The sequence below is a fragment of the Streptomyces tendae genome (genome assembly GCF_014650435.1).
GTDB classification, from domain to species: Bacteria; Actinomycetota; Actinomycetes; order Streptomycetales; family Streptomycetaceae; genus Streptomyces; species Streptomyces tendae.
The window spans coordinates 142,716-155,912 of the sequence record NZ_BMUY01000005.1; the positions used below are offsets into that span (position 1 = coordinate 142,716).

The 13,197-nt window shown below is 73.7% G+C and carries 9 protein-coding genes; 3 read left to right on the plus strand and 6 right to left on the minus strand.

Annotated elements, in window-relative coordinates; genetic code table 11:
• Positions 1-27: 27 nt before the first annotated feature.
• The 5 genes from IE258_RS15460 to IE258_RS15480 form a co-directional block, all read right to left on the minus strand.
• Complete coding sequence (locus tag IE258_RS15460) at positions 28-1,572, minus strand: helix-turn-helix domain-containing protein (protein ID WP_189743838.1); 1,545 nt, start codon at positions 1,570-1,572, stop codon at positions 28-30.
• 178 nt (positions 1,573-1,750) lie between these two features.
• Entirely contained in the window at positions 1,751-2,947 is a 1,197-nt protein-coding gene (locus IE258_RS15465; protein WP_189743840.1) for an S-methyl thiohydantoin desulfurase family protein, read from the minus strand.
• A 10-nt stretch (positions 2,948-2,957) separates the two neighbouring features.
• A complete protein-coding gene (locus IE258_RS15470; RefSeq protein ID WP_189743842.1) occupies positions 2,958-4,037 on the minus strand; it encodes an S-methyl thiohydantoin desulfurase family protein in 1,080 nt (359 codons plus the stop codon).
• On the minus strand, positions 4,030-5,592 hold the full coding sequence (locus IE258_RS15475; RefSeq protein ID WP_189743844.1) for a hydantoinase/oxoprolinase N-terminal domain-containing protein: 1,563 nt from the start codon (positions 5,590-5,592) through the stop codon (positions 4,030-4,032). Before IE258_RS15475 ends, IE258_RS15470 begins: the two co-directional genes overlap by 8 nt.
• Positions 5,593-5,647: 55 nt before the next feature.
• Positions 5,648-6,997, minus strand: a complete 1,350-nt coding sequence (locus IE258_RS15480) for a purine-cytosine permease family protein (RefSeq protein WP_189743846.1) — start codon at positions 6,995-6,997, stop codon at positions 5,648-5,650.
• Positions 6,998-7,260: 263 nt separating this feature from the next.
• On the opposite strand from IE258_RS15480, the gene IE258_RS15485 reads away from it, so the two are divergent.
• Both IE258_RS15485 and IE258_RS15490 read left to right on the plus strand, forming a co-directional pair.
• Entirely contained in the window at positions 7,261-7,980 is a 720-nt protein-coding gene (locus IE258_RS15485) for an aspartate/glutamate racemase family protein (RefSeq protein ID WP_189743848.1), read from the plus strand.
• 46 nt (positions 7,981-8,026) lie between these two features.
• Entirely contained in the window at positions 8,027-9,229 is a 1,203-nt protein-coding gene (locus tag IE258_RS15490) for a cysteine desulfurase-like protein (RefSeq protein WP_189743850.1), read from the plus strand.
• A gap of 117 nt (positions 9,230-9,346) precedes the next feature.
• On the opposite strand, the gene yicI is transcribed toward IE258_RS15490, so the two are convergent.
• Positions 9,347-11,617, minus strand: a complete 2,271-nt coding sequence (gene yicI / locus IE258_RS15495; RefSeq protein WP_189743852.1) for an alpha-xylosidase — start codon at positions 11,615-11,617, stop codon at positions 9,347-9,349.
• A gap of 283 nt (positions 11,618-11,900) precedes the next feature.
• Between yicI and IE258_RS15500 the strand changes: the two genes are divergently transcribed.
• A complete protein-coding gene (locus tag IE258_RS15500; RefSeq protein WP_229892124.1) occupies positions 11,901-13,187 on the plus strand; it encodes an ABC transporter substrate-binding protein in 1,287 nt (428 codons plus the stop codon).
• The last annotated feature ends 10 nt before the right edge of the window (positions 13,188-13,197 follow it).

The following is a 13,197-nucleotide window of genomic DNA, read 5'->3' on the forward strand; positions in this document are numbered from 1 at the left end:
GCCGGTGCTCGCTCGGGCGGGGTCGGGTCAGGGGGTGGTCAGGGCACGGCAGGCCATCTGGAGGGCCAGCCGGTTGCTGGGGTCGTCCAGAGGCACGCCGAGCCGTTCGCGGACCTGACGCAGCCGGGCGGCGACGGTGTTGCGGTGCAGGCCGAGGGCGCGGGCGGTGGCGGCGGAGGAGCCGCCGTGCTCCAGGAAGACCCGCAACGTGGTCAGCAGGTGGGCGTGCTCCGGGTCGCGCAGCGGGGCGAGCGCGGTCTCGGCGAAGGCACGCGTGATGTCCGACTGCTGCCAGGCGGCCAGCAGTCTGCCCACGCCGAGTTCGTCGGTGTGTTCGACCGACGGCCGGACGTCCCTGGCCGCCGCGAGCCGCGCGGCGTTGCGGGCCTCGGTCAGGGTGTCGGCCAGACCGCCGGGGCCCTGACGGGGCCTGCCGATGCCGGCCGCCAGCCGCCAGTCGGCGGGAAGTTCAGCGAGCGCCCGGCGTACCCGGCGCAGCAGCAGCCGGGGTTCGTCGTCGGCGGGCCGCGGGCCGCTGCTGCACCACAGGGCCCAGTCGCCGTCGCCCTCCGCCACCGCCTGGGCGGTGACGCCGTGCCGGGCCAGGGCTGCGACCACCGGTTCGGGGACGGTGCCCGATTGGCCGGCAGCGGGCGGTTCCTCGGCGTGCACGGCCAGACCCACGTGCCAGTCCTCCAGCCGCCAGCCCAGGGCGACCGCCTGCTCGACGACCTCCCGGCTGACGGTGCCCCGGCCGGTGACGACCTCCGCCAGCAGGCGGCGGCGGACGGCGCTGTCGTGGTCGGCCCGGGTGCGCGCTCCGGCGAGCCAGGACCGGACGAAGGGTTCGAGCAGGGCGAGGCCCAGCGCGACGGTGTCGGCGCGGTCCTCGTCCGTCCGTTCGAAGGGCCACACCAGCCACGCGGTGACCGGCGCGGTACCGCCCGGCAGGTGCCCGGCGAACGGGACGGCGTGCACGGGGTGGGCCAGCAGGCCGGGGGTGCGCTGGGGCACGGCGAGCTGCGGGCGCAGGGCGTCCGGCACCACCGGGTCGCCGACGATGGCTCCGCCGTCGGGGGTGACGAGGCTGACGTCGGCGGCGAGCACGCCACGGGCCACGGCGATCAGCTCCGGCCCCTCCGTGCGGGTGGCGAGCCGGCGGAGCAGGTTCTCGACGGTGCGGGCCCGCGTCACCTCGGGGGCGCGGACCCGCAGGGTGAGATCGAGGGCGAGCTGGAACGGGGCGTCCGTGGCGGCCCACAGCACGGGGATCCGCAGCCGGTCGGCCAGTCGTACGGCGGACAGCGGCGGCCTGGCCGTGCCGTCGGCGGTGACGCAGAGCGCCGCGGCGCCGGCCTCCTGGGCCCGGCGGACGAGGGCGTCGAGCCGGTAGGCGGGCGTGGCGTCCTCCGCCGCGCAGAGCACCAGGTGGCCGTCGACCGGGTCGAGTACGCCGCGGTAGGCGGTGACGTCCCGCACGGGCCGCCCCAGCCCGGCGTGCCCGGCCAGCGTGCGGGCGCCCCCGAGCAGGGGATCGGCCAGTAGGTCGGCAACACTCGGAACGGCGGTCACGACGGCCCCCCGGGCGGGGAGAAACCGCACCACGGCACCGCACCGGTGGGCGCTGCCGGCCCCGCCGACCCGACGGCGAACGGACCGGCCGAGCACCCGGCCCCGGAACCCCACGCGGGCAGGGACGGGCGGCGCAGAAGGACCAAGCGGCCGACGGGCCGCGACCGGTCGGCGGCGGTCACGACGGAGTCCGGCGTGAGGAGACACCGGAGCACGACGCCGGGCCTGTGGGCAGTGCCGAGCCGGAGCACGACGCCGGGCCGGTGGGCAGTGCCGAGCCGGAGCACGACGCCGGGCCGGTGGGCGGGGGCAGGTCGAGGCCGAAGGCGAGGGGGCCGACCAAGGGTGCCGCGTCGGAGGGCCAGGTGTGCAGGGGCGGGAGACGGAGCAGGATCAGGTGGCCGCCGGTGCGGAGCTGGTCGGCGCGCAGGGGGCGGCGGCCGCTGGGATCGACGGCGGCGATGATCTGCGGGGCGGCGGCCCTGGTGACGCCGTCGACCGTGACGGCCAGGTACTCGTCCAGGAGGTCCACCCGGACCACGGCTCCGGTGCGTCCGTCGGTGAGGGTCGCCCAGCCGGGGGTCAGGTCCTGGCGGGGGACGATCTCCTCGACGCGGCCGGCCGCGAGCAGCTCGGCGCCGACGGCGTCGGCCAGGCCCTCGGGCGTGCCGCCCGCGTCCCGCGCGGTGAGGAGCCGGTCGCCGAGTCCCAGGCAGGCGGAGACGGAGCCGCGCACCCCGATCGCCGCGAGCCGGGCGGCGGGCAGGGGGTGAACGGCGAGGGCGGCGGCCCCGCCGAGGGCGAGGACGTTGGCGCGCAGCAGCCGTTCGGCCAGACGGCGTGAGCACTCCCGGACGACGACGGTGTTCCCGCCGGGGCCGACCAGGACGAGCGGCGCCGGGTCCACCCCGGCCACGGCGGCGACGGTCTGGTCGATGCGGGGGAAGGCCCGCCCCATGAGGTCGCCGTCGACGAGCGGCAGGCCGAGCCGGGCGGCGGCGACCGCGGCGACGACGGCGTTGAGGCCGCCGATCTCGATGACCCCGACCGCACCCGCCGACCCGCCCACCACCTCGGCGGCGGTGCGTACGGCGTCGGCGAAGTCGTCGGGGTCGGCGAGCCGTTCGGCCAGTACGTCGGGGGCGCCGACGAGCCCGGCGTGCACCACCAGGGTGTCCGGCACCAGCGCCGCCGCGGGAAGCAGCGGCACCGGTGCCCCGGCCAGCTCGCGGCTCAGCAGCAGCGCGCCGGTGGCCACCTCTCCCCCGCCGCCGGAGCCGAGCAGCGTCGCACCTGCGGCCAGGGCCGGCACCCGCGCGGCGGTCAGCGGCGCGGGAGACACGGGCGAGGGGGCCTCGGCGGACGTGCGGGTCACCCTTCGATCATCACACTTCGGCGCCGGGGAACGGGACGTACTCGTGCGCGTAGCCGAAGTATCCGGGCCCGGCCAGGTCGAGCCCCTCGGGGGTGCGCCAGCGCGGGTCGCAGGGCACACCGAGGACGCTGACCCGCAGGCCGTAGCGGAGCGTCTCGGTGGTGACCGGTTCGCCCGAGTCGGTGTCGAGGACGCAGATCAGGTCGGGGACGCTGACCACGACCTCGCCGTCGCGGGTGGCGACCAGGTTCTCGTTCTGGAAGGACAGCTCCAGCGCGGACCCGGTGTCGGCGTCGAGGCCGGTGAGCCGGGCCGTGCCGCGGGCGAAGCCACCCGTCGTGGTGCGCTGCACGTCCCCGATCTTCCCAGTGAAGACCGTCCGGCCGCCGAGGACACCCGCCGCCGCGGCCACGGGGTCCTCGTGGCCCTCACGGGCCTCGCGGATGGCCCGGCCGACCCGCTCGCACAGGGTCAGGGTGCCGGGCACCAGATGGTCCTTGGCCTGGCGGCCGGTGAGGGCGTAGAGGCTCACCGCCGCGCTGCAGCCCATCTCGACGGTGGCGGCGCGGGCGAGGCGTTCCGCCCAGGCGTTGCCGTCGGTGCGCAGGGTGACGGAGTTGCCGCGCTCGTCGGCGAGGGCCATCGGGGATGCCTGCACACCGCCCAGGGTGGGCAGCAGCATCTGCAGTTCGGGAAAGGCGCGGCCCATGCCGTCGGCGTCGATCAGCGGGACGCCCGCCTCCGCGGCGGCGACGAACGGCGACATGGAGTTCAGGCCGCCCGCCTCGATGGAGACGGTGTGGGTGGCCTTGCGGCCGAGGAGTTCTTCCAGGGCCCGCATGGCGCCGATGATCTCGTCGCCCGAGGGGAGCTTCTCCAGCATCACCGTGGGCGCCCCCATGAAGGCGGTCGGCACGATGAACGCCCCGTCGTCGATCTCGTCGAGGTCGAGGAGGGTGACGGGACCGTTCCGCTTCAGCGCCTGCTCGGCGAGGAGGCGGCCGACGAACGGGTCGCCGCCTCCCCCGGTACCGAGCACGGCGGCCCCGCGGGCGAGGTCGGGCAGGTGGTCGGCGGTGATCTCACGCACGGGGGCCTCCCAGGCTCAGCTCTCCGACGGCCTTGACCCGGATCCGGGTGGCGTTGCCCGGCAGGTAGGCCAGCGGTACTTCCTCGATGTCGACGATCTCGACGGAGCCCGGCCGGGCTCCGGCGGCCACCGCCCGGTCGACGGCTTCCTGACGGGCCTCGTCGAGCACGGTGTCGCGCTGCTGCGGTACGACCGAGTAGACCCGGTCGACCTCGCCGCCGACCTGGGCGATCGCCGCGCCGATGGCGTTGGCCACGGCGAAGTGGTCGGGGCGCACCACGCGGGACGCGCCCGCGAGGTCCTCGGGCACCAGGATGCTGCCGCCGCCGACGGCGACGACGGGCACCGGTTCGGCGGAGGCCCGCATCCGGTCGACGACCTCGGCGAGCCGGTCGTCGACGACGCGCAGGGCTGCGTCCACCACGCTCTTGTCGAGGTGGGCGACGAGCGAGGCGTCCCCCACCTCGGCGCGCCCGCCGGCCACCGCGACGTCGGTGGCGGTGAGGCGGGTGCCGCCGAAGACGAGGGCTTCCTGGGCGAGCCGGTAGCCGACGCTGGCGGGGCCGACGGCGGTGCCGGACGCCTGGTGCAGGACGTGGCTGCCGCCGCCGATGCCGATCGAGAGCACGTCGGGCATGCGGAAGTTGGTCTGCACGCCGGCCACGTTGACGTCCGTGGACGCCTCGCGCGGGAAGCCCTGTTGGAGGATGCCGACATCGCTGGTGGTGCCGCCGATGTCGACGACGGCGCAGGACGGCAGCCGGGACAGGAACGCGGCGCCGCGCATGGAGTTGGTCGGTCCCGACGCGAAGGTCGCCACCGGGTAGCGGCGGGCGTAGTCGACGTCCATCAGGGTGCCGTCGTTCTGGCTGAGGAAGACCGGCGCGTTGATGCCCGCCTCGGCGACCGTGCGGAGCAGTCCGGTGGCGACCTGGTCGGCGAGGCCGCGCAGGGCGGCGTTGACGACGGTGGCGTTCTCCCGGCCGAGCAGGCCCATGCGGCCGATCTCGTGGGAGAGGCTCACCGGGGCGCCGGGCAGTTGCTCGGCGATGATCTCGGCGGCGCGGGTCTCGAACTCGGCGTTGACCGGGGAGAAGACGGAGGACAGCGCGAAGGAGGTGGCGCCGGCGGCCACCGCGCGGTCCAGGACCGCGCGGAACTCGGCCTCGTCGAAGTCCGCGATGGGGCTGCCGTCGTACTCGTGGCCGCCGTGGCACAGATGGCTGTGGCCGCCGATCGCGGTGACCAGGCGGTCGGGCCAGTCGACCAGCGGGGGCAGGGCGCGGGTGGCGGGCAGCCCGAACCGGATGGCCGCGGTCTGCGCCAGGCGTTCGCCCTCCACCAGCGCGTTGATGAAGTGTGTGGTGCCGATCATCACCGCCTGGACGGCGGCCGGGTCGAAGCCGGTGGCCTGCCGGAGGTCGCCGAGGGCGGTGACGATGCCGCCGGTGACGTCGGCCGTGGTGGACGCCTTCACGGCGCCCAGCACCCGGTCGCCGTCGATGAGGACGGCGTCGGTGTTGGTGCCGCCCACGTCGATGCCCAGTCGGAGCATGTGGGTTGTCCTGCCTTTCTCTTTCGGTGGCCGCGTACGCCGGTGGCGTGCGCGGTCAGGCGGCGGGGACGCCGGGGGTGCCGGTCGCCGTCTCAGGGACGGCGCGGCGGGTCGGTGCGGTGCCCACCCCGCGGACCAGACCGAGGCGGGCCGCGGCGAGGTAGAGCACGAAGGCGACGGCGATGGAGTTGATCGACGGCAGGCCCCAGTCGACGTACTTCCCCACGACGGCCGCGACGGCCCAGGTGATCAGTCCGGCGGGCACCCACATGGGTGAGGTGGCGGGGAGTTCGCCGCTGTCGCGGGTCTCGTCCAGGCCGGAGCGCCAGGTGCGGGCGACGAAGTACTCGGCGACCATGATCCCGGCGATCGGCGGGAAGAGGACGCCCAGCAGGTCGAGGAAGTCGGTGAAGTTGTCGAGGACCCCGGCCGCCCCCAGCACGGAGCCGAGCACCCCGACGCCGACGGTGACGGCGCCCCGGTGGAGGCGGCGGCCGAATGCCTGGTCAACGAAGGTGACGACGCCGAGGGAGGCGGCGTACAGGTTCCAGTCGTTCACCTTGATGGTGGCGGCCACGATGATCAGTGTGCCGAGGAAGCCGGAGGTGGAGGTGACGATGGCGATGACGTCGTTGGTGCGCAGGGCGAGTGCGAGGAGCACGCCGATCAGGCCGATGACGTACTCGCCGACCGTGATGCCGACGACCGTCTGCTTGACGACGTCCTTGCCGCTGCGGTTGAAGCGGCTCATGTCGGGGGTGATGACCGCGCCGACGATGAAGCCGCCCGCGACGATGGTGGTGCCCTGGAGCAGGGACAGTGAGGGTCCCGCGGGCTGGGCGGAGGTCAGCGCGCCCAGGTCGTGCCGGGACAGTTCGACGGTGATGGACCAGCCCGCCATCAGCAGGAAGGCGGGGACGGTGACGTAGGCGGCCCATGCCATGGAGCCGACGCCGCGGACCACGATCGCGGTGATGAGCAGTCCCACCACCAGGGCCCAGCCCCAGGAGGGCAGGACGCCGACGAGGTCCACCAGGCCGTCCGCGGAGACCGCGTTCTGGATGCCGAACCAGCCGACGGCGCTGATGCCGATGGCGAGTCCGATGAGGGAGGCGCCGGCCGCGCCGAACCCGGTCCAGCGGGCCAGGAGCGAGGTGGAGAGCCCCTCGCGCTGGCCGGCGATGCCGGTGAAGACCGTCATGACCTCGAGGATCACCGCGCCGAGGGTGATGGCGAGCACGGCGTTCCAGAAGGTCATGCCGAAGCCGAGGGTCGCGCCGATGAGGAAGCTGGCCAGGGTGGAGAGCTGGCCGAAGCGCTGGGTCGCCACCGAGAACCAGTGGAACCGGGCCGTCTGCGGCACGCGGGCCAGCGCGTGGTCGTCGTGTCCTGAAGAGGACGCCATGGGGACTCCAGAGGGGCGGGGGCGCCGGATGCGGTGCGCCGAGACTAGGCCGCCGCCCCCGAGCGGTCACCGTGCATCAGGCACCGGTTCGCGGCATCGGCAGGGCACCCCGCACAGTCGGGCGGCGGCCACGGACCGGGGCGGGCGTGTCGGCGGTGCGGTCGGCACGGTCGTGGCCGCCCGGCTGTGCGCCTCGCACCTTGTGCCCCTCGGCGGGCCCGCACAGGGTGGGCCGACCGTCCCGCCCACACCCTGGAGGTGCTGTGAAGCTCACGGTCGTGCTCCCCGTCATCACCGACGCGCTCACCGAGGAGGTCCGCCGCGAGGTGGGCGCCTGGGTGTCGCCCGGCACGGAGGTCGAGGTCCGCCGCATCGCGCGGGGCACCGCCTCCATCGAGTCCGAGTACGACGAGGCCCTCGCCGGCCCCGGCATCCTCGACGCGGTGGGTGAAGCCGCCGCGGACGGCGCCGACGCGGTGTTCGTCAGCTGCTTCGGCGACCCCGGCGTGCAGGCGGCCCGGGAGATCGTGGACATCCCGGTGGTCGGTGGCTTCGAGCCCGCCGTGCTCACCGCCCTCGCGCTCGGCGAGCGCACGGGAGTGATCACCGTGCTGCCGAACGTGCTGGGGATGCTGCACGGCCTGGTCCGGCGCTACGCGCTGACGCAGCGGGTCGGACCGATCCGGGTCGTCGACATCCCCGTCCTCGACCTGGACGCCGGCGACCGGCTGATCGACGCGCTGACCGAGCAGGCCCGGGCCGCGGTGGCGGCGCGGGAGGCGGACGTGATCGTGCTGGGCTGCACCGGGATGCTGGGCGTCGCCGCGGCCCTCCAGGAGCGCCTGGCCGCCGAGGGCCCGTTCGTCCCTGTCGTCGACCCCACGGGGGCTGCGATCATGTGGCTGGAGTCGCAGGTGCGGCTCGGGGTGCGGCCCAGCCGTGCCACCTACCTGCCGCCCCGGCCGAAGGACCGCATCGCCTGACGACCATCCCCCCGCCCGCCTGGCCCCACGACCCTGGAGTTGCCCCATGGCCCTCGACGTCGCCGCGATCCGCGCGCACGTGCCCGCCCTGAAGTCCGGTACCGCGCGGTTCGACGCGCCGGGCGGTACGCAGACGCCGCAGCCGGTGATCGACGCCATTGCGGCGGCGCTTACCGCACCGCTCGCCAACCGGGGGCGCAACACCGAGGGCGAGCGCAACGCGGACCGGATCGTCGACGAGGCGCGGTCCGCGCTCGCCGACCTCCTCGGGACCACGCCGGGGACGGTCGTCTTCGGGCGCAGCGCCACCCAGCTCGCCTACGACCTGTCGCGGACCCTGGCCAAGGGCTGGGGGCCGGGCGACGAGGTGGTGGTCACCCGGCTCGACCACGACTCGAACATCCGGCCCTGGGTGCAGGCGGCCGAGGCGGCCGGGGCAGACGTGCGGTGGGCGGACTTCGACCCGGCCACCGGCGAGCTGCGCCCCGAGCACCTCGCCGCGGTGCTGGGTCCGCGCACCAGGCTGGTAGCGGTCACCGCCGCGTCGAACCTGATCGGGACCATGCCGGACCTGCCGGCGCTGGCCTCCCTCGTCCACGCGAACGGCGCGCACTTCCACGTCGACGCGGTGCACTACGCCTCGCACGCCGTGGTGGACCTGGCGGCGACGGGCGCGGACACACTGGTGTGCTCGCCGTACAAGTTCCTCGGCCCGCACCTGGGCGTGCTGACCGGCCGGGCCGAGCTGCTGGAGTCGCTGCGCCCGGACAAGCTGCTGCCGTCCGCCGACACCGTGCCCGAGCGTTTCGAACTGGGCACCCTGCCCTACGAGTTGCTGGCCGGGGCGAGCGCGGCGGTGGACTTCCTGGCGGGGCTCGACCCCGAGGCCGGGGGCTCCCGCCGGGACCGGCTGGTCGCCTCGTTCGCGGCACTGGAGGCGCACGAGGACGCGCTGCGCGAGCGGCTCGAACGAGGACTCGCGGAGCTCGACGGGATCACCGTGTACTCGCGGGCCGCACGGCGCACCCCGACGCTGCTGTTCACCGTGACGGGCCTGCGCCCGGCCGACGTCTACCGGCAGCTCGCCGAGCGTGCGGTCGACGCGCCTGCGGGGTCCTTCTACGCCGTGGAGGCGGCGCGCCGGCTGGGCCTCGGCGACGAGGGCGGCGTACGCGTGGGCCTCGCGCCGTACACCAGCGTGGAGGACGTGGACCGGCTGCTGACGGCGCTCGGCGCCCTGGAGCGCTGAGGCACACCCCGGCGCCCCCGCGCCCCGCGCCCCGTACCCCCGCAGAATGCCCCACACGGCGAAGCGGTACGCGCCCCCGCGTGCCGCTTCGCCGTGTGGTCCACCCGCTCGCCGGGGTCAGGTCAGCGGCACGGTCACCTCTCCGGTGCCCTCCGCGCTCGCGCCGCCCGCGACCCGGACGGTGAAGGAGCGGTCGGTGCCGCTCGCCGTGACCCGCAGGGCGTCCCCGTCGCGCCGCACGCGGAAGGTGGCGGCCGGTGTGCCCAGCAGGTCGGGCACGGTGACCTCGGCCGTGTAGTCGGCGGCGGCGGACGGGTGGACCAGCAGGGTCGGGGCGTCCAGCCAGTCGCCGTCGGGACGCTGATCGTCGGAGCCCAGCGGCAGGACGGCGCCCTCGCGGACGTACAGCGGCAGGCTGTCGTAGCCGTGCCGTTCGGTGCGCCAGGCCGGGCCGGTGACGCGCTCGCCGGTCAGCAGGTGGGTCCAGATGCCCTCGGGGAGGTAGACCTCGACCTCGCCGTCCTCGGTGAAGACCGGGGCGACCAGGACGTCGGAGCCGAGCATGTACTGGCGGTCCAGCGGACGGCACGCCGGGTCGTGCGGGTACTCCAGGACCATCGGCCGCATCATGGGCACGCCGGTGCGGTGGGCCTCGGCGGCGACGCCGTACAGGTAGGGCATCAGGCGGTGCTTGAGGAGGGTGAAGCTGCGGGCGACGTCGACGGCCTCCTCGCCGAACTCCCACGGCACCCGGTACGACGAGGAGCCGTGCAGCCGGCTGTGCGAGGAGAGCAGGCCGAAGGCGAGCCAGCGCTTGAAGACCGCCGGGTCGGGCGTGCCCTCGAAGCCGCCGATGTCGTGGCTCCAGAAGCCGAAGCCGCTCAGCGACAGGGACAGGCCGCCCCGCAGTGACTCGGCCATCGCCTCGAAGGACGACCAGCAGTCGCCGCCCCAGTGGACGGGGTACTGCTGGCCGCCCGCGGTCGCCGAGCGGGCGAAGAGGACGGCCTCGCCCTGGCCGCGCTCCTTCTCGAGGAGTTCGAAGACGGTGCGGTTGAACAGGTGCGTGTAGTAGTTGTGCATGCGCTCCGGGTCGGAGCCGTCGTGCCACACCACGTCGGTGGGGATGCGCTCGCCGAAGTCGGTCTTGAAGCAGTCCACGCCCTGGTCGAGCAGCGGCTTGAGCTTGCCGGCGTACCAGTCGCGGGCGGCGGGGCTGGTGAAGTCGACCAGGCCCATGCCTGCCTGCCACAGGTCCCACTGCCAGATGTCGCCGTCCGGCCTGCGCACCAGGTGTCCGAGGGCGGCGGCCTCGTCGAAGAGCGGGGACTTCTGGGCGATGTAGGGGTTGATCCAGGCGCTGACCTTCAGCCCCTTGGCCTTGAGCCGGGCGAGCATGCCGTCCGGGTCCGGGAAGACGTCCGGGTCCCATTCGAAGTCGCACCACTGGTACTCGCGCATCCAGAAGCAGTCGAAGTGGAAGACGGAGAGCGGGATGCCGCGCTCGGCCATGCCGTCCACGAACGAGGTCACCGTCTGCTCGTCGTAGGAGGTGGTGAAGGAGGTGGTGAGCCACAGGCCGAAGGACCAGGCCGGCGGCAGGGCGGGGCGGCCGGTGAGGGCGGTGTAGCGGGTGAGGACGTCCTTGGGGGTGGGCCCGGCGACGACGTAGTACTCCAGCGTCTGGTCCTCGACGCTGAACTGCACCTGGCCGACGGACTCGGAGCCGACCTCGAAGGAGACCGCGCCGGGGTGGTTGACGAAGACGCCGTAGCCGCGCGAGGAGAGGTAGAACGGGACGTTCTTGTAGGCCTGCTCGCTGCTGGTGCCGCCGTCGGCCTGCCACATGTCGACGACCTGGCCGTTCTTGACGAACGGGGTGAAGCGCTCGCCGAGGCCGTAGACCTGCTCGCCGACGCCGAGGGCGAGACGGCTCAGCATGTGGTGGGCACCGTCGCCGGTGGTGGCGAAGGCGGTGCCCTTGGCGTTGGCCCGGGTCAGCTCGCGCCCTTCCGCGTCTTGGAAGGTGAGGCCGAAGGGGCCCTCGCGGTCCAGGCGGAGGGTGAGCGGGCCGCTGGTCAGCTCGGTGACGGTGCCCTCCTGGCGCACCTCGCCGGCGCCGTCCTCCGCCTCGGTGAGGGCGAAGTCGGGGCCCGGCCGGCGCTTGCCTGCGTGGTGGGTGACGCGGACGCCGATGACGCCCTCGGCGGGAGAGAAGCACTCGACCGTGAGGAGCGGCGCGTTGAGCGTGTCCCCCCTCCGCGTCACCTTCTTCACGGCGGCATGGGCGGTGAAGCGCTTCGATTGGGGGCGTACATCACGTACCTCGGTGGCGTACGAGAGATGCACGCCCTCGCGGATGAGCCAGAAGCCATCGGTGAACTTCATGATCTTCCTTGGGTGGGGCGGGAGCTGTCGGGTGGGAGCACGGGGGCCGTCTCACAGCGTTTTGATCGTACACAAAACAAATCCCCGTGCCGAGGTGTTCGCACCGCCTCCACCGCGCTGAACTGGCACTATGACGCAAGAGAACGGTCTCCTCACCCCGCGAAGCGGAGAGAGCGGGGCCACTTTCCTCTAGCGCGGAAGCGGGTTGGTGACGTATTAGTCATCACATCAAACAAAACAGTCCGGCGAGGAAGCCGGACGGTACGACAGCAAGGGCCGCACCATGTCGAAGCGCTTCACCTCGCTCGCCTTGACAGCACACCCCCCGGCTGCCACGCGCCGCGGGCGAGGACGCTCACGCCGAGTCGTCGCCCCGTTCACGGCGGTGTCCGTGCTGGTCGCCGGCGCGGCACTGGCCGGCTGCGGACAGCAGCGCGACGCCGACACGTACACCGTGATGAACTCCTCGACCGACGAGTCGTACCACCGCTGGGACGCGGAGGCGATGGCCCGCTGCGGCAAGGAGCTGGGCGTCACCATCGAGCAGCAGAGCGTCCCGGCGGCGCAGGTGATGACGAAGGCGCTGCGCATGGCCTCGTCCAAGTCGCTGCCCGACATCGTGCAGTTCGACGCGTCCGAGATGCCGACCTTCGCCGACGCGGGCGGACTGGTCGACCTCAGGACCCTCGGGCTGAGCACCGACGACATCCCCGACGGGATCGTGGACTTCGGCTCGTACAAGGGCACGTACTACGGCGCGGCCCGCTCCGTGAACACCCTCGCCCTCTTCTACAACAAGGACGTCCTCGACAAGGCGGGCGTCGAGGTGCCCACCACCTGGGCCGAACTGCGGGCGACGGCGAAGAAGCTCACCCAGGGCAAGCGGTACGGCCTCGCGCTCAGCGCGGGCGGCGCGGAGGACGGCGTCTTCCAGTTCACGCCGTTCATGTGGTCCAACGGCGGCGAGGAGACCGACCTGGACGGCCCGAAGGTGGTCGAGGCCCTGGACTACTGGAAGGGCCTGCTGAAGGACCGTTCGCTGTCGAAGTCGACGGTCAACTGGACGCAGGCGGACGTCAACGACCAGTTCATGGCCGGGAACGCGGCGATGATGATCAACGGCCCGTGGCAGGTGGAGACCCTCAACAGCGACAAGTCGCTGCACTGGGGCATCGCGCCGATCCCGGTGCCCGAGGCCGGGGACGACTCGGTCGGCCCGCTCGGCGGTGCCGTGCTCACCGTGCCCAACACCGGTGACGAGGCCCGCGAGAAGACGGCCGGGAAGATCGTCGCGTGTCTGGCGAGCGAGAAGGAGCAGCTGACCTACGCGCTCAACAGCTGGATGGTCCCGGCCAACGCCAAGGCCGCCGCCGTCTGGCGCGAGAAGGTGCCCGAGCTGGACTCCCTCGCCGACCAGGTGGCCGTCGCCCGGTCCCGGACGGCGAAGCTCGGCGCCGGCTGGTCGAGCGTGTCGCTCGCACTGCAGAGCGCCTTCCAGTCGGCCCTGACCGGCCAGTCCAGCGAGACCGCCCTGAAGCGCGCCCAGCAGCGGGCCACGAGCGGGAACTGAGGTACGACCC